This is a genomic window from Alcaligenes sp. HNGD-HTN06, assembly GCF_049932565.1.
GTDB classification, from domain to species: Bacteria; Pseudomonadota; Gammaproteobacteria; order Burkholderiales; family Burkholderiaceae_B; genus Alcaligenes; species Alcaligenes ammonioxydans.
Map to the genome: position 1 here is coordinate 3,127,946 of NZ_CP187782.1, position 16,305 is coordinate 3,144,250.

At 56.5% G+C, this 16,305-nt stretch carries 14 protein-coding genes; 6 read left to right on the top strand and 8 right to left on the bottom strand.

Annotated elements, in window-relative coordinates; all coding sequences use genetic code 11:
• Positions 1-88 precede the first annotated feature (88 nt).
• The 3 genes from ACOZ42_RS14320 (at position 89) to thiC (ending at position 3,058) form a co-directional block, all read left to right on the top strand.
• Positions 89-463 carry a helix-turn-helix domain-containing protein gene (locus ACOZ42_RS14320; protein ID WP_003801914.1) on the top strand — a complete coding sequence of 125 codons (375 nt, stop codon included), beginning with the start codon at positions 89-91 and terminating at the stop codon, positions 461-463.
• Between the two features lie 110 nt (positions 464-573).
• The gene (locus tag ACOZ42_RS14325) at positions 574-951 is read left to right on the top strand and encodes a helix-turn-helix domain-containing protein (RefSeq protein WP_003801916.1); all 378 of its coding nucleotides are present in this window, start codon (positions 574-576) and stop codon (positions 949-951) included.
• Between the two features lie 190 nt (positions 952-1,141).
• Complete coding sequence (gene thiC / locus ACOZ42_RS14330; protein WP_131070917.1) at positions 1,142-3,058, top strand: phosphomethylpyrimidine synthase ThiC; 1,917 nt, start codon at positions 1,142-1,144, stop codon at positions 3,056-3,058.
• A gap of 1,197 nt (positions 3,059-4,255) precedes the next feature.
• Here thiC and ACOZ42_RS14335 read toward each other — a convergent pair.
• The 6 genes from ACOZ42_RS14335 to ACOZ42_RS14360 all read right to left on the bottom strand — a co-directional run bounded on the left by ACOZ42_RS14335 (position 4,256) and on the right by ACOZ42_RS14360 (position 10,355).
• On the bottom strand, positions 4,256-4,834 hold the full coding sequence (locus ACOZ42_RS14335) for an OmpA family protein (protein WP_003801921.1): 579 nt from the start codon (positions 4,832-4,834) through the stop codon (positions 4,256-4,258).
• 266 nt (positions 4,835-5,100) lie between these two features.
• Positions 5,101-6,090 (bottom strand): Bug family tripartite tricarboxylate transporter substrate binding protein, encoded by a 990-nt coding sequence (locus ACOZ42_RS14340; RefSeq protein WP_003801922.1) that lies wholly within the window; start codon positions 6,088-6,090, stop codon positions 5,101-5,103.
• 69 nt (positions 6,091-6,159) lie between these two features.
• Positions 6,160-6,897: an amino acid ABC transporter ATP-binding protein gene (locus ACOZ42_RS14345; protein ID WP_003801924.1), complete on the bottom strand. Its 738-nt coding sequence runs from the start codon at positions 6,895-6,897 to the stop codon at positions 6,160-6,162.
• Positions 6,898-6,957: 60 nt separating this feature from the next.
• A complete protein-coding gene (locus tag ACOZ42_RS14350) occupies positions 6,958-8,052 on the bottom strand; it encodes an amino acid ABC transporter permease (protein WP_336580122.1) in 1,095 nt (364 codons plus the stop codon).
• Entirely contained in the window at positions 8,053-9,240 is a 1,188-nt protein-coding gene (locus tag ACOZ42_RS14355; protein ID WP_426345292.1) for an amino acid ABC transporter permease, read from the bottom strand.
• Positions 9,241-9,338: 98 nt separating this feature from the next.
• Positions 9,339-10,355, bottom strand: a complete 1,017-nt coding sequence (locus ACOZ42_RS14360) for an amino acid ABC transporter substrate-binding protein (protein WP_003801927.1) — start codon at positions 10,353-10,355, stop codon at positions 9,339-9,341.
• Between the two features lie 220 nt (positions 10,356-10,575).
• On the opposite strand from ACOZ42_RS14360, the gene ACOZ42_RS14365 reads away from it, so the two are divergent.
• The 3 genes from ACOZ42_RS14365 to mutY are packed head-to-tail and all read left to right on the top strand — an operon-like array spanning position 10,576 to position 13,243.
• A complete protein-coding gene (locus ACOZ42_RS14365) occupies positions 10,576-11,247 on the top strand; it encodes a cell division ATP-binding protein FtsE (RefSeq protein ID WP_003801931.1) in 672 nt (223 codons plus the stop codon).
• Positions 11,244-12,152, top strand: a complete 909-nt coding sequence (locus ACOZ42_RS14370; protein WP_059318245.1) for a cell division protein FtsX — start codon at positions 11,244-11,246, stop codon at positions 12,150-12,152. The genes ACOZ42_RS14365 and ACOZ42_RS14370 overlap by 4 nt, the downstream gene beginning before the upstream one ends.
• On the top strand, positions 12,152-13,243 hold the full coding sequence (gene mutY, locus ACOZ42_RS14375; protein ID WP_426345293.1) for an A/G-specific adenine glycosylase: 1,092 nt from the start codon (positions 12,152-12,154) through the stop codon (positions 13,241-13,243). The genes ACOZ42_RS14370 and mutY overlap by 1 nt, the downstream gene beginning before the upstream one ends.
• 63 nt (positions 13,244-13,306) lie before the next feature.
• Here mutY and rodA read toward each other — a convergent pair whose 3' ends face one another.
• Positions 13,307-14,449: a rod shape-determining protein RodA gene (rodA, locus tag ACOZ42_RS14380; protein ID WP_003801938.1), complete on the bottom strand. Its 1,143-nt coding sequence runs from the start codon at positions 14,447-14,449 to the stop codon at positions 13,307-13,309.
• Positions 14,446-16,305, bottom strand: coding sequence for a penicillin-binding protein 2 (gene mrdA, locus ACOZ42_RS14385; protein ID WP_003801940.1), 1,860 nt, complete (start codon positions 16,303-16,305; stop codon positions 14,446-14,448). Before mrdA ends, rodA begins: the two co-directional genes overlap by 4 nt.

Sequence of the window (16,305 nt, forward strand, 5' to 3'; positions counted from 1 at the left end):
ATCTGATGACTATGTCGGACAGTATAAATCACGACCGTGATTTTATCTAAACACCATCGTGTTCGGCTTTACATCAACAATCTGTTGTGTGAAACATTTCTCCGAACGCCTTCGCCATGCACGCCAACACCGCGGTCTTTCTCAGGCTGGTTTGGCACGTCTGTGCGGATTGAGCCAGAGCGCCATTTCCAATTACGAAAACGGTACTCGTCGAGATGCCCGTGAAATTCTGGATCTGGCCCGCGCGTTGAACGTCAGCGTTTTGTGGTTGCGAAAAGGCGTTGGCAAAATGGAGTTCACGGATGACACCTACCTGCTGTCCGAACCCTTGGATGGCCCTCCGATCGTTTCCTGGCCTTTTCGCCTGTTCTCGGTTGATGAAGTCGTGGCCTTGGCAGAGAGTGAACGAGATTTGCTCGATCGCACCATGCGGCATTTACTGGACGGCATGAAACCGCGTTAGCCCTTGCGCGAGTGGACGAACCTTTATCGTTCGTCGGCCTACCCTTTTTATCACATACGACATATCCATACAAAACCATCGTGCAGGTCGTTCCATGAACAATCTGTACTGTGAAACACTTCTCTGATCGCCTCCGTCACGCCCGCCTGCAACGTGGCTTCTCACAAGCCGAACTGGCTCGTCTGTGCAACCTCAGCCAAAGTGCCATCTCCAATTACGAGAGTGGTACACGACGTGACGCGCGCGAAATCCTGGACCTGGCAAAAGCACTGAATATCAGTGCCCAATGGCTCAAGAGTGGCTTGGGCACGATGGAGTTAAGTCCAGCACATGCTGCCACCTTGCAAGACTCCGGCGAAGGTCCACCCATTGTGACCTGGCCGTTCAACCGCTTTTCCGTAGACGAAATTGTGGCTTTGCCGCCCAAAGAGCGGGATCATCTGGATCAAACCATCCGTCACTTGCTCAACGGCATGAAAAGAAAATAAGCCTTATACGTCCACAAGCAGCCCGAAGCTACCTATACTTGTCAGCACGCAGGGGTACTCGCCGTTTGGCGGGTTGAGATAAACCCTCGTACCAGTACGGATAATGCCGATGCTGGGAGCGTGTGCAGCAGGCGCAATGCCTGCCCTGCACTTCTTCCTATATCGGCTCCACCCTCTTTTTGGAGCTGCAATGACAAGCAAAACCCCTTCTTTTACGGCCACAGCGGCCAGTGTCGACCCGGCTGCAATCCAGCCTTTGCCCAACTCCCGGAAAATTTATCAAACTGGCTCACGGCCTGATCTGCGTGTGCCGTTTCGGGAGATTTCCCTGGCTGATACGCCCAGCCATTTCGGCGCCGAGCCCAACCCTCCCCTTAGCGTGTATGACACCAGCGGTCCCTATACGGACCCCACGGTACAGATCGATATTCGCAAAGGTCTGCCTGCCTTACGCCAAGCCTGGATTTCCGAGCGCGGCGATACGGAGTTGATGGCTGGACTCAACAGTCAGTACGGTCAGGCGCGTCAGGCCGACCCGGAACTGGACAGCCTGCGCTTTGAACTCAAACGTCAGCCACGACGCAGTATTTCGGGTGCCAACGTGACGCAAATGCATTACGCTCGGCGCGGCATCATTACGCCCGAAATGGAGTTCGTCGCTATTCGGGAGAATCTGCGACGCGAGCACTACATTGAGAGTTTGCGCGCCAGTGGGCCACAAGGTGAGGAAATGGCTCGTCGCCTCACCAAAGTACACCCTGGCCAAAATTTCGGTGCCAGCCTGCCCACAACGGTCACGCCTGAGTTTGTACGTGACGAGATCGCGCGTGGGCGCGCCATCTTGCCTGCCAATATCAATCACCCGGAAACCGAGCCCATGATTATCGGTCGAAACTTCCTGGTGAAAATCAACGCCAATATCGGCAACTCGGCCCTGGGTTCCACCATTGGCGAAGAAGTCGAGAAGATGACGTGGGCCATCCGCTGGGGAGCAGACACGATCATGGATCTGTCCACAGGGAAAAATATCCACGAAACGCGCGAGTGGATTATCCGCAACTCACCCGTGCCAGTCGGGACGGTACCTATTTACCAGGCCCTGGAAAAGGTCGGTGGCATCGCCGAGGATCTGAGCTGGGACATTTTCCGCGACACCTTGATTGAGCAGGCTGAGCAAGGCGTGGATTACTTCACGATTCACGCCGGCGTCCGTTTACCCTTTATACCCATGACGGCCAGCCGCATGACAGGCATTGTGTCGCGGGGAGGCTCCATTATGGCCAAGTGGTGTCTGGCGCATCACCGCGAGAGCTTTCTGTATGAGCATTTCGAAGACATCTGCGAGATCATGAAGCAATATGATGTGGCCTTCTCGCTGGGAGATGGCTTGCGCCCAGGCTCAGGCTACGACGCCAATGATCAGGCTCAGTTCGCTGAACTTCGCACCCTGGGTGAGCTGACCCAGGTCGCCTGGAAGCATGATGTTCAGGTCATGATTGAGGGGCCTGGCCATGTGCCCTTGCATTTGATTCCTGAGAACATGCAGTTGCAGCTGGAGCACTGTCATGAAGCCCCGTTCTACACCCTGGGGCCTTTGGCAACCGACATCGCACCGGGTTACGATCACATCACCTCCGGTTTGGGGGCCGCCATGATTGCGTGGCAAGGCACGGCCATGCTGTGTTATGTGACACCCAAGGAGCATCTGGGTTTGCCGAACAAGAAGGATGTCAAGGACGGCATCATCACCTACAAAATCGCCGCCCATGCGGCGGACCTGGCCAAGGGGCATCCTTCAGCAGCGTTCCGCGACAATGCTCTGTCCAAAGCGCGCTTTGAGTTCCGTTGGGACGATCAGTTCAACTTGGGGCTGGACCCGGATACGGCGCGTGAATTCCACGATGAGACTTTGCCGAAAGACTCAATGAAAGTGGCACATTTCTGCTCTATGTGTGGACCCAAGTTCTGCAGTATGAAGATTTCGCAGGATGTACGGGACTACGCCAAGGCTAATGGCCTGGATGAGCAGTCCGCTGTGGAGCATGGGATGAAGGAAATGTCAGTACAGTTTGTGCAGCAGGGCAGCAAGCTGTATCAGGAGGCTTGACGCTTTGTTGAGGCCCCGCCTGGGGTGAATATGATCTTTGTTTGATCAGGCCTTGATGGGGTAAAGCCCTGGGTGGATTTTTTCTGCCTGGGGCTTTTTTGCGGGATTCGTTGCTTCATTTGTAGGAACGCGAGGTTTGTCATGCAAAAGACATCGGTGCAGGAGACGTCCGTTGAGCTTAGCCTCAGGGGGTCCGGGCTGAGTGTTTGCCGGTGCTGCGCGCCGGTGCCCTTGTCGGAAGATAGCTACGGGCGCATCCTGAACTCGCCGGGTACTTGGTCCCCCGGACCAAGCACAAGCTTCCGGCTCAAACAGCAGGATGCTTGCACCCCTACGCTATCTCCCGACCGCGGCAAACCCTCTGACCCGCCCGCCCCCCTGAGGCTAAGCTCAACGGGCTCACCATCGTTTTTTTCTGAATAATGCAAACTGCATGCCTGAATGACATGTGACACTTTCCTGGCCTGCGTCGAATCTCTTACATCTCACCTCAGACCTCTTGCCTCTTGCCTCAGACCCCAGACCTCAGGCTTCAGATCTCAGATTTCAGATTTCAGATTTCAGATTTCAGATTTCAGATTTCAGATTTCAGATCTTAGACCCAGATCCCAGATCCCAGATCCCAGATCCTCAATACATGATTACTTGAATAGCCACGGTATGAGCCATTGGGGGCGGTGGGGACCCGGAGGGGCGATTCAGAGTACGTGCCGCAGGCGGGGGCATGATCCGGGGTGCAAGCACTCTGCTGTTTGAGCGGGACGCTTGTGGTTCGTCCGGGGGACGAACCATCCCGCGAGTTCAGAGTGCGCCCGGATGATGACCTCGACAAGGGGCCCGGTGCGCAGCACCGGCAAGTGCTCAAGCCCCTCCGGGTCCCCACCGCCCCCAAGGGCGTGTTCATTACCGGGTTCTCCTGAATAATCAGCCTTACCACCCAAGCAACGGTGAGGTCATCAGCGACAACAGATAAGCACCCATTGGCAGCTCACAACTCACAGCTAACAACAAGCAACAAGCAACAAACAACAAACAACAAACAACAAACAACAAACAACAAACAACAAACAACAAACAACAAACAACAAACAGAGGATCCTGCCCTACAACTCCATTACTCCCCGATCGAGCACAAAAAAAAGCCCGGCTAAAAACCGGGCCTTTTATCAGCACCCCCGAAGGGGTGCAAGCAGAGACTTACTTCTGCGGCGCGTACAGATACAACTCCACGCGACGGTTCATGGCACGGCCTTCTGCCGTCGCATTGTCACCAATAGGCGAGTTCGGACCGCGGCCTTCCACCATCAAACGACCTTGGCCTACCCCTTGCTGATTCAGATAATTGGTCACAGCACTGGCGCGGTTGACCGACAAGGTCTGATTGGTCTGTGCCGAACCCGTGCTATCGGTATAACCAATCGCCTTGGCGCGCAACTCAGGATGCTGATTCATGGCACGCGCCACACTATCCAGAACAGGCAGCAAAGCCGGTTTCAGCTGATAGCGACCCGTATCAAACGAGACGCTGCTTGGAATATTGACCCGCAAGCTGCCGTCAGCCATTTCGGTCACATCCACGCCCAGGCTGGTAGCGCCGGACTGCTGAACGTCTTTCTTGATACCGGACCAGTTATAGGCCGCGATCCCGCCAGCCAATGCACCAATACCGGCTCCGATCAGGGCCGCCTTGCTGCTATCGCCAATCAAGGCTCCAATACCCGCCCCCACTGCAGCGCCGCCACCGGCTCCAACGGCGGTGCGACCGCCCGTGCTCATATTGTCCATCGTGCCGCACGCGGCCAAGAAGGAAAAAACACCAGCACATGCTGCAACTTTTGCAGACCGAATGAAAATTGTCATTATTGGCTCCGTAATCTCAAATTAAGTACCAGGACCACTTGGATGCCTCCCATACTAGCAAGAGGCATCTCAAGCAGGTACTTCAAAACAGGCTTCACTGCCTTCTTTAACAATTCTTGATCTTGCGAGCGGCCATCCCGACTTCAGTCACTCATTGCCTGTAGGGCTAAGCCTTTGAAAGCTTAGAATAACTCGGCTCCCGAATCGGCAACGACTTCTTTGTACTTCTTAAGATCATTGCTGACAAGCTCACTGAACTCAGCCATGGTACCAGGCTGCACGTCAGAGCCCATCGTTGCCAGTGCTTCCCGCACGGCCGGATCCATCAAGGCCTTGGCATAAGCGGCATGCAGCTTGTCCAGAACAGGCTGCGGTGTACCGCCTGTTGCAAACACGCCGAACCAGGTACCCAGGTCAAAAGGCTTCACCCCAGCCTGCTCCATGGTGGGCACGTCGGGGAAAAAGCTGGAGCGCTCCAGCGTCGTCACTGCCAAAGGCTGGACAGTCTGCGCCTTGATCAGAGGAGCAGCCGAGGCCAGATTGTCAAACATGAAATGGACTTGGCCTGCCAGCAATGCGGTCTTGGCCGGGTTGGCGCCGGCATAGGGAACATGCACAGAATTGATATCGGCACGCGTATTGAGGACCTCTCCAGCCAGGTGGCCCGCACTGCCATTGCCGCCAGACGCAAAATTCAGTTGGCCGGGGTGCTCTTTGGCGTAAGCAATCAGATCCTGCACGGATGCAATCTTGTTCTGCTCGGCAAACTCCTTATTCACAATCAGGATATTAGGCACCGAGGCAACCAGCGCGATAGGCTCAAAGCTCTTGACCGGATCAAAGGGCACCGTCTTGTACAACCACGGATTGATGGCGTTGATTGCCACCGCTCCCATCATCAGGGTGTAACCGTCTGGAGCGGCCTTGGCCACGATGCTGGCACCAATATTGCCACCCGCGCCGGACTTGTTCTCCACCACGACCGTACCCAGATCACCTTTGACACGTTCGGCCAGCAAGCGCGCCATGCTATCCAGTGGACCACCTGGCGGGTAAGGCACCACAAACTGAATAGGTTTGGAGGGGTAGGAATCCTCTGCCATCACGGCAGGTGCAGCCATGACAGCCGCAACACCAGAGACCGCCAGCAGCCACTTACAGACACGAAACATCACTTTTTTCCTTGAAATTAAAATGCATATGGGCTGCGCAAGGCAGCCCATTCAGAGCAGCCATCGATCTTAATGAATGATCTGGCTGAGGAACTCGCGCGTTCTTTCATTACGTGGCGAGTCAAAGAACTCATCAGGCGTATTTTGCTCGATGATTTCACCCTGATCCATAAAAATGACCCGATCGGCCACTTTACGCGCAAAACCCATCTCGTGGGTCACGCACAACATGGTCATGCCGGTGTGGGCCAGCTCAACCATCACTTCCAGCACCTCCTTGACCATTTCAGGGTCCAGGGCCGAGGTAGGCTCATCGAACAACATGATTTTAGGCTCCATGCACAAGGAGCGGGCTATGGCCACACGCTGCTGTTGCCCGCCCGAAAGCTGACCGGGATACTTGTGGGCCTGCTCCGGAATACGGACCCGCTCCAGATACTTCATGGCCAGTTCCTGAGCCTGTGCCTTGGTTTTACGTCGTACCCATATGGGCCCCAGGGTCAGATTCTCCATCACGGTCAGGTGCGGAAACAGGTTGAAGTGCTGGAACACCATGCCCACATCGCGCCGGATGGCCTCGATCTGGCGAAGATCATTGGTGAGCTCTTCGCCCGCCACGATAATCTGGCCTTGCTGATGCTCCTCCAACCGGTTAATGCACCGGATCAGAGTGGACTTGCCCGAGCCGGACGGTCCGCAAATCACAATGCGCTCGCCCGCAGCCACTTCCAGATTGATATCGCGCAGCACATGAAACTGCCCATACCATTTATTGACGTTCTTTAGCTGAATAATGGCGTCTGCCATGCAAAACTCCTTGTCTGGCCGGCAAAGCATCGGATTTGAGCCAAGGCTTTGCCGCCTGTGTCAGCGTTCATAACCCGTTTGCAAACGTCGCTCCAGGGAACGACTGTAGCGAGAGATGGAGTAGCAGAACACAAAATAAATCAGTGCGATGAACAGATACGCTTCCCGGCTGAACCCGCGCCAGGCCGAATCGGCCAGGGCCACTTTGGCCGCCTGGGTCAGATCGAAAATGCCGATAATGACCACCAGGGAAGTGTCCTTGAACAGGGAAATGAAAATGCCGACCAGCGGCGGAATCACGATCTTGAGTGCCTGGGGCAAGATGATCTGACGCATGGTGCGCCAATAGCTCAAACCCAGGGAGGCAGCCCCCTCGTATTGCCCTTTGGGAATTGCCTGCAAACCGCCACGTACGGTTTCGGCAATATAGGCAGCGGCAAACAAAATGATGGCAATCTGGGCGCGCAGCAACTTGTCGATGTTAAAGCCCTCGGGCATGAACAAAGGCAGCATGACCGAGGACATGAACAAGAGACTGATCAGCGGCACACCGCGAATCAGCTCAATGTAGACCACGCATACAGCCTTGACAGCAGGCAGGCGGGACGTCCTTCCCAAGGCCAGCAACACGCCCAAAGGAAATGCAAACGCGATACCGAAGGTTGCCAGGATCAGGGTCAGCGGCAAGCCGCCCCACAGGCTGTTTTCCACATAGCTCAGGCCGAGCACCCCGCCCCACATCAGAATGCCTACCACTGTCAGGCCGGCCAGCCACAACAAAGGTAGCCAGGGCTTCCAGAACCAGCGTATGCAACTGCACACGATCAGCAAGGTCAACAGGATAGTCGCCAGCAAAGGGCGCCACTGCTCGTCATAAGGGTAGATGCCAAACAGGATCAGACGATGCTTTTCCCGAATAAAAGCCCAGCAGGCACCGGCACTGGCACGACAGTCCTGAGCCGTTTGCGCATCGAAGTTGGCCTTGATGAACAGCCAGTCGATCGTGGCGGGCACCGTCAACAAGAGCAGCCAGGCCGACAGGACTGTCAAAATCGCATTTAACGGGGATGAAAACAGATTCTGACGCAGCCAGCCCAAAATACCCGTCTGTAGAAGGGGCGGCCCGCTTACGGTGGATGTAGGCGTATGACTCATTTAGCGCTCCACCAAGGCAATACGGTTGTTGTACCAGTTCATGAAGACCGAGATCGACAAGCTGACCGTCAAATAGGCCGCCATAATGATCAAAATGCCCTCAATCGCCTGCCCGGTCTGGTTCAGGGTGGTATTTACCACAGACACAATATCGGGATAGCCAATGGCAACAGCCAGCGAGCTGTTTTTAGTCAGGTTCAGGTACTGGCTGGTCATGGGAGGCACGATCACACGCAATGCCTGAGGCAGGACGACCAGACGCATCATGCGCGCACGGGACAAGCCCAATGCCTGAGCGGCTTCCCACTGCCCCTTGCCCACGGACTGAATACCCGAGCGCACCACCTCCGCCACAAACGCTGAGGTATAGGTAATCAGACCGGCCAGCAAGGCGGCAAACTCGGGCGACACGGTCACGCCCCCCACAAAGTTGAACCCTTGCAAACGCGGCAGGTCCAGGGCCAGGGGCGTGGGACTGATGAACAAGGCCAGAGCCGGTATCAAGAACAACAGGAGCACACCCACGCGAAGGGTGGGAAAAGGAACGCCGGTTCGCTCCAGACGACGCCGTGCCCAGTGTGCCATCAGCACCCACAGCACCACGGCAATGCCCAGACCTACGAAGATCCAGTCCATTGCGTCGCCCTGCAAGGTGGGCAGCTTCAACCCCCGGTTCGATAAAAACACGCCAGACATCGGATTCAAGGCCTGCCGCGGCCCGGGCAGGGTTTCGGTAATCAGGGCGTACCAGAAGAACAATTGCAGCAGCAAAGGCACGTTGCGCATCACTTCCACATACGCGCCCGCCAGTCGGGACACCAACCAGTTCTTGGAGAGCCGCGCAATGCCCAGCAAGGTCCCAAAGACAGTGGCGGCAATGATGCCTATGACCGCGACTTTAAGCGTGTTGACCAGGCCAACCAGAATGGCCCGCCCGTAGCTATCGGAGGGCGAGTAGGCCAGGTCCGATTCGCCAATCGCAAAGCCTGCCTCTCGATGCAGAAAATCAAAGCCGGTGGAGATATTGCGAACGGCCAGATTGTGTAAGGTATTGGAGACCAGATACCACACACAAAAGCCCAGCACGCCCAAGATCAGCACCTGATAAATAATGCCGCGCGTAAACGGATCATTCCAGGACAGGCGCCGTCTGGACGTGGCTGGTGTGGCAGGTTTATTTTGTGCCATAGCGTAAAACCCATGGATGCAGCACTACGCGTAGCCCTGCGAGGTGGCGCGCGTCTGGCCAAAGCCAGACGCAACAACAAACAGTGAAGATCGAAATCTTAACGCACTGGCCAGCCGTACATCACCCCACCATCGCGCCATTGTGCATTCAAACCGCGCTCGAGCTTCAATGGCGTGGATTTACCCAGGTTACGCTCGAAGCTTTCACCGTAATTGCCGACCTGTTTAATAATGTTGTAGGCCCACTTGTTATCCAGCTTCAAGCCTTTGCCCAGCTCGCCGGACACGCCCAGAATACGCTGGACGTTAGGATTGTCACTCTTGGTCTTTTCATCCACATTGGCACTGGTAATGCCATACTCCTCGGCCTCCAGCATCGCATTCAGAGTCCAGCGCACCAAGGTAAACCAGTCGTCGTCGCCCTGGCGTACAAAAGGCCCCAACGGCTCTTTGGAAAAGTCCTCGGGCAAGATGTCGAATTCCTCCGGTGTAGTTTGAGCCGCGCGCACGGCAGCCAACTGGGACTTGTCACTGGTAAAGCCGTCACAACGCCCAGAAGTGAAAGAGCGCATGGCCTCTTCCGGGTTATTGATCACCACAGGGTTGAACTTGATCCCCTGACCGCGGAACCAATCAGCCAGGTTCAGCTCAGTGGTTGTGCCCGGCTGTACGCAAATAGCGGCCCCATCGAGCTCTTTGGCACTTTTCACCCCCAGATTCTTTTTCACCATGACGCCCTGGCTGTCATAGTAGTTAATGCCAGTGCTGACCAAGCCCAAGGTCGTATCGCGCGAGATTGTCGCGGTGGTATTACGAGTCAGAACATCCACTTCACCCGATTGCAAGGCCGTAAAGCGCTGCTGGGTAGTCAAAGGCGTTACCTTGTATTTTTTCGCATCCCCAAACACAGCAGCGGCGATCGCACTGCACATATCCACGTCGATGCCAGACCAGACCCCCTTGCTGTCGGCCAGCGAGAATCCAGCAATACCCGTTGAGACACCACACTGCACAAAGCCTTTCTTCTTTACCGCGTCCAGTGTTTCGCCCGCCTGCGCATTGGCGGCCAGGGCCATCAACGCAACACTACATGCCAAGGTTTTCACTAAGGTCATGGAATATCACCTCCTGTTTACTTTTGGTAAATGGATGCAGATTACAATTGCAGCTAAGCTGTGGTGTCCAATCGTAGAACCAGTCTGTACAAACACAAATCGGGGGTTTCCCTCTGACAGCCTGATAATTGCGTTGACCTACGCCGACATTTTCATGCGGGCTCCCGCCCTCTTTTGCCGGGGGCTTTCCAAGCAGACTCCTCTTTAATTGTGCGTCGCGATGATCGAGTTCCAACACGTTTTTAAATCGTATGGCCGCAGTAAAAATATTCTCGCCGATATTAATTTCCGTATTGATAACGGCGAATTCATTTTTGTGTCGGGCCCGTCGGGAGCAGGGAAATCCACTTTGCTGCGCCTGATCGGTGGTCTGGAGCTGCCCAGTCGGGGCTCTGTCCAGGTCAACGGGCACCGGCTGGATAAACTTCCTGCGCGTGCGCGGCCCTACCTGCGACGTGCGGTGGGCGTAGTGCTGCAAGATACACATTTGCTGCAAGATCGCAGCGCCCTGGCCAATGTACTGCTGCCACTGGCAGTCGTGGGGCTGGAGCCTCGCATCGCCCAGGCACGGGCCCGGGCTGCGATGGAAAAAGTTGGCCTGCGCGGCAAAGAAGATTTGAAGCCGGTGGAAATGTCCGGCGGAGAGCAGCAAAGGCTGGCAATTGCGCGCGCCATTGTGAATCGGCCAGCCATCTTGATCGCTGACGAGCCCACGGCGAATCTGGACGCCGATAATGCCAAACGTATCATGGACGTCTTAATGGACTTTAACCGGGTGGGGGTCACAACCCTGATCGCCTCGCACGATCTGAACCTCATGGCCCGCTACGCCCGTCGTACCCTGTTGATTCAGGATGGTCGCTTTTCCGATCACCCAGGAGTGCTGGCATGAGAACCTGGCTGCGTCACCATCAATATGCCTTTCTGGTCGCACTGCGTCGCCTCAAAGTGCAGCCCTTTTCATCGCTGTCCAATCTGCTGGTCATTGCCTTGACCCTGGCTGTCCCGGTTCTGGGTGCCAGCATCCTGCTGGCCGCCCAACCGGTCGTGCGCGAAATCCCCACCTCGCCCGAAATGACCGTGTTCATGAAACAGAACAGCACCCTGGAGCAGGCTCAGGCCTTCAGCCAGGCATTGGGCAAAGAATTTCAGAGCGAACTGGCCAACATCCGGCTGGTCAGCAAAGAGCAGGCTCTGAAGCAACTGCAAAGCAACCCCAGTTGGACGCAAGCCCTAGACGCGCTACCCAGCAATCCCTTGCCCCACGCTATTGTGCTGACGCTGCATGAAACTCCGGATCTGGTGACGCGCGCCGATTCGCTTGCCCAGGCACTACAAGGCCGTGAGGGAGTCGATAGCGTGCTGCTCGACAGTGAGTGGGTGCAACGCCTTGCCGCGATTCTGAGCTTTATCCGCATCGGTTTGTGGATTCTGATGGCCGGCGTCGGCGTGGTGGTCATTGCCACCGTGTTCAATACGGTGCGCCTGCAAGCCCTGAACCAGCGTGAAGAAATTGCCGTGGCCCGCCTCGTGGGGGCAACCGAGGCTTTCGTGCGTCGCCCCTTTTTATATATGGGCGCGCTGACAGGCTTGCTGGCCAGCGCCTTGGCGTGTGGACTGGCCCTGCTGGCGCTAACGCCCCTGAACAAGGCGCTCTCCAGCCTGGCCCAAAGCTACGGCGTGCAATTTACGCTCCGGCTGCCGGAATTTTCTCTTTTACTGACGGCTGCGGTTTTGGTCGCCATTCTGGGCGCACTGGCAGCTCGCTGGTCTGTTACCCGTAGTACCCAATATTGATGTCACTTCCCCAACCCTGCCCCAAAAACCTGGCCGAAAAAGTGGTGGCCTGGCAAAAAACTTCCGGCCGCCACCATCTGCCCTGGCAAAACACGCAAGATCCTTATCGCGTCTGGCTGTCCGAAATCATGCTGCAGCAAACCCAGGTAGCCACGGTGCTGGGCTACTATGCGCGCTTTCTGGAACGCTTCCCCACCGTTCAGGATTTGGCTGCGGCCGAGCAGGACGAGGTCATGCCTTACTGGGCAGGCCTGGGCTACTACGCCCGCGCCCGCAATTTGCACCGCTGTGCCCGCGAGGTCATGGAAAAGTGGGGGGGCCGCTTTCCCGCCACCGCCGCTGATCTAGCCACCCTGCCAGGCATAGGCCGCTCTACTGCCTGTGCCATCGCTGCATTCTGCTTTGGCGAACGCAGCCCCATCATGGACGGTAACGTCAAACGGGTTTTTACACGCTATTTCGGGATCTATGGTCCCACGCAGAAAAAGGCCGTAGAAAATGCCTTATGGGCCAAGGCCGATGAGATGGTGGAACTGGCCCCGGCCGATCTGGACATGGCCGCCTACACACAAGGCCTGATGGACCTGGGCTCGCAATGCTGTACCCGCAGCAAGCCCACCTGCAGCCTCTGCCCACTGCAAAGCGACTGCTATGCCCACACCCATCAGGTGCAGTCCGATCTACCCAGCCCCAAAGAGCGTATCCGCCAGGACGAGCGCTATGCCCATCTATTGATTCTGGAGCTCAATGGTCAGGTTCTGCTGGAGCAGCGACCCGACAAGGGCATCTGGGGTGGTTTGCTCACCCTGCCCCAGTTTGACGATGCCAGCAGCCTGCACGCTGCCGCGCTGCGCTGGTCCGGTAAGAAAGCTGTGGCGCTGGCTTCATTCCAGCACGTGTTCTCGCATTTCAAGCTGCACATCACGCCCTGGCTGCTGCACGTAGATGAGACTCTCCTGGCAGAGCCGACTGCAGGCCAACAATGGCATGATCATGAATCGCTGGAGCAAACAGCCTTGCCGGCCCCTGTCCGCAAGCTGCTGCTCGGTTTGTATCAGGGCAAGAACAGTGAGCAATTGATCTTGAGCTGACAGGGCCCGGGGGCTTGGCTGGCCCCCGGCCAAGTCTGCAACAATAGTCCGCCGTCAACGCCCTTAGGCCGGGCGGGCCGGTTTATCGTTGCTGATACTCATCAACATCCCGCAGGCCACGCCCAGGGTCATCAACGCCGTACCGCCATAACTCAGGAAGGGCAAAGGCACACCCACCACGGGCAAAATCCCCGTCACCATGCCTATGTTTACAAACACATAGACAAATAACATCATGGCCATGGAACCCGCCAGCAAACGACTGAACTGGGTATGCGCTCCTGCGGCAATCGACAGGCCACGCAAAATAAGCAGGGCATACAAGACCAGCAGCATGATGCCGCCGTAAAGCCCGAACTCTTCTGCAAATACAGCAAAAATAAAGTCGGTCGTGCGCTCGGGCACAAAATCCAGATGAGACTGGGTGCCCATCATGTAACCCTTGCCGTACACGCCTCCGGAACCAATCGCAATCATGGATTGGATGGTGTGAAACCCGCGGCCCAAGCGGTCACTGCCCGGATTCAGCAATGTGCAAACCCGGTGTTTCTGATAGTCGTGCAAAACGACCCAATCCAGATCGGGCACGCAAATATAGTCTTCGTAATACAGCAAGGCGCTGATGCCCAGCACCAGTACCACCACGATGGGAACAATCAGCTTGAAGGACAGGCCCGCAAAATAAATCACGCAAAAGCCAGCGGCGAACACCAGCAAAGCCGTTCCCAAATCCGGCTGCCGCACGATCAGCAAAAAAGGGATCATCAGCAAAATGCCGGCCACCAGAAAATCCAGCAGGGTCATTCTGGGCCGCTGGTAACGGTGAAAATACCAGGCCAGCATCAAAGGAACGGAAATCTTGAGCATTTCCGAGGGCTGAATCCGCGCCACCCCCAGGTCCAGCCAACGCGTTGCGCCTTTGCTGGTTTCGCCAAAAAACTCCACACCCAATAGCAACACCACGCCCACGGAATACACCACTGGCGCCAGCTTCATCCACATCGCTGGCGGGATCAGGGCAGCCACCCACATTACCCCAAATGCCAGCAGGAAATTGCGCACCTGATCGGCAAAACGCCAGTCAGTCCCGCCCACTGCCGAATGCATGACCGTCATGCCCAGCGCGGCCATCAAGACCAGCAGGAGCAACAAAGGCCAGTCAAAGGCGGAGACGGCGCGAAGGCCCAGTTGCAAAATCCGCTTCATTGCATCTGCCCTCGCTCCACCAACCAGTAATCAAAAACCTTGCGCACAATAGGCGCAGCCACTGATCCGCCCCAACCCGCATTCTCCACAATCAAGGCAACCGCAATCTTGGGGTTGTCGGCCGGCGCGTAAGACATGAACAAGGCGTGATCACGCAAGCGTTCATCAATGGCGTTGGCGTTGTACTTGGCGCCTCGCAAGCTAAAGACCTGAGCGGTCCCTGTCTTGCCGGCGGCCTGATACGCTGCCCCGGCAAAAGCGCGGCGGGCGGTTCCCAGACGCACGACATCCACCAGCGCGCGCTTGATGACGTCCACATTCGCCTGCTTCAAGGGAATCAGCTTGGCATCAATGCGCACCGGCTGTTCAATTTCCGGATCATGGGGGTTCAGGGTCTGGGTAACCAAATGCGGTGGCCTGACGATGCCATTGCTGGCCAGCACCGCGGTGGCATGAGCAAGCTGCAACACGGTAAAAGAGTTGTAGCCCTGCCCCACTGCCACCGAAATACTTTCTCCGGCATACCAGCGCTGCTGGGCAGGTTTGCGATAGGCCTTACGCTTCCACTCAGTCGACGGCAGTATGCCTTGCCGCTCACCGTCCAGGTCAATCCCGGTCTTTTGTCCAAAGCCGAACTGTTTCATGAAGTCGTGCAGATTGTCGACTCCGATTTCCGGCCCCAGGGAATAAAAATACGTATCCGAGGACACCACGAGCGCACGGTGCATATCGGTAGAACCATACACCGCCCCCCCTGCATTGCGGAAACGCTGCCCGCCAAACTCGAAATAGCCGGGGTCGGAAATACGGTCGCTTGCCTTGCGCTTGCCTGTCTCAAGGGCAGCCAGAGCCACAAAGGGCTTGTACGTAGAGCCGATGGGGTAAGTGCCATACAAGGGACGATTAATCAGTGGGTGATCGGGCGAATCATTCAGTTTGCGCCAGTTCTCCACGTCAATACCGTCAATAAACAAGTTCGGATCAAACGAAGGGGCCGAAACGAAGGCCAACACCTCGCCGGTGCTGGGCTCAATGGCTACCAAAGCACCCCGGCGTCCCGCGAACAGGCCCTCGGCCATTTTCTGCAGGCCGATATCCAAAGACAAACGCAGGCTGGCACCTGGCACCGGGTCCACACGGCTTAAGGTGCGTACGGGCCGACCCGAAGCCGCTACTTCCACTTCCTCGATGCCGGTGCGGCCATGAAGGGTTTTTTCCCAGGTTTTCTCAATGCCCTTTTTGCCGATCACCTGCGTGCCGCGATAGTTGCCCGTTTGACCCGTTTCCTCAAGGCGCTGTTGATCGGCCTCCGAAATGCGCCCCACATAACCCAGCACATGCGCCGCTACCTCGCCCTGCGGATACTCGCGCACCCAGCGAGCCTGCAAGTTCACACCCGGAAACTTGAAGGCATGAGCCGCAAACCAGGCGGCTTCATCATCGCTCAGATTATTACGTAGCAAGATTTCGGAATACCGGCTGTTTTGTGCCACACCCTGCTTGAATCGGCGACGGTCACGGGGGCTTAGCGCCACCAGTTCCCCGACACGATCCAGCATGTCATCGACCGGTTCCGTCAGGCTGGCCGGTACCACCGACAAGGTGTAGTCGCGATAATTGCGGGCCAGAACCTCGCCATTGCGGTCCAGAATCTCGCCACGTCGGGGAGTGATCGGGATGACGGCAATACGGTTCTGATCGGCTCGGGCAGCAAAACCTTCATAGCGCACCACCTGCAAATACCATAGGCGCACGCCCAGCACCCCGAGCAGAACGCAAGCCAGAACAGCCGCAACCAGCGCACGAAACAGAATGCGCTGGCGCAACTGATGCGAGGTTTTTTTGAATTCAAACAT

Excerpts from the sequence above, each read along its gene's own strand:
- thiC (WP_131070917.1), top strand. The coding sequence starts at position 1,142 with ATGACAAGCAAAACCCCTTCTTTTACGGCCACAGCGGCCAGTGTCGAC.
- ACOZ42_RS14335 (WP_003801921.1), bottom strand. The coding sequence starts at position 4,834 with ATGAGCACGGGCGGTCGCACCGCCGTTGGAGCCGGTGGCGGCGCTGCA.
- ACOZ42_RS14340 (WP_003801922.1), bottom strand. The coding sequence starts at position 6,090 with ATGTTTCGTGTCTGTAAGTGGCTGCTGGCGGTCTCTGGTGTTGCGGCT.
- ACOZ42_RS14345 (WP_003801924.1), bottom strand. The coding sequence starts at position 6,897 with ATGGCAGACGCCATTATTCAGCTAAAGAACGTCAATAAATGGTATGGG.
- ACOZ42_RS14350 (WP_336580122.1), bottom strand. The coding sequence starts at position 8,052 with ATGAGTCATACGCCTACATCCACCGTAAGCGGGCCGCCCCTTCTACAG.
- ACOZ42_RS14355 (WP_426345292.1), bottom strand. The coding sequence starts at position 9,240 with ATGGCACAAAATAAACCTGCCACACCAGCCACGTCCAGACGGCGCCTG.
- ACOZ42_RS14360 (WP_003801927.1), bottom strand. The coding sequence starts at position 10,355 with ATGACCTTAGTGAAAACCTTGGCATGTAGTGTTGCGTTGATGGCCCTG.
- ACOZ42_RS14365 (WP_003801931.1), top strand. The coding sequence starts at position 10,576 with ATGATCGAGTTCCAACACGTTTTTAAATCGTATGGCCGCAGTAAAAAT.
- ACOZ42_RS14370 (WP_059318245.1), top strand. The coding sequence starts at position 11,244 with ATGAGAACCTGGCTGCGTCACCATCAATATGCCTTTCTGGTCGCACTG.
- mutY (WP_426345293.1), top strand. The coding sequence starts at position 12,152 with ATGTCACTTCCCCAACCCTGCCCCAAAAACCTGGCCGAAAAAGTGGTG.
- rodA (WP_003801938.1), bottom strand. The coding sequence starts at position 14,449 with ATGAAGCGGATTTTGCAACTGGGCCTTCGCGCCGTCTCCGCCTTTGAC.
- mrdA (WP_003801940.1), bottom strand. The coding sequence starts at position 16,305 with ATGTTTGAATTCAAAAAAACCTCGCATCAGTTGCGCCAGCGCATTCTG.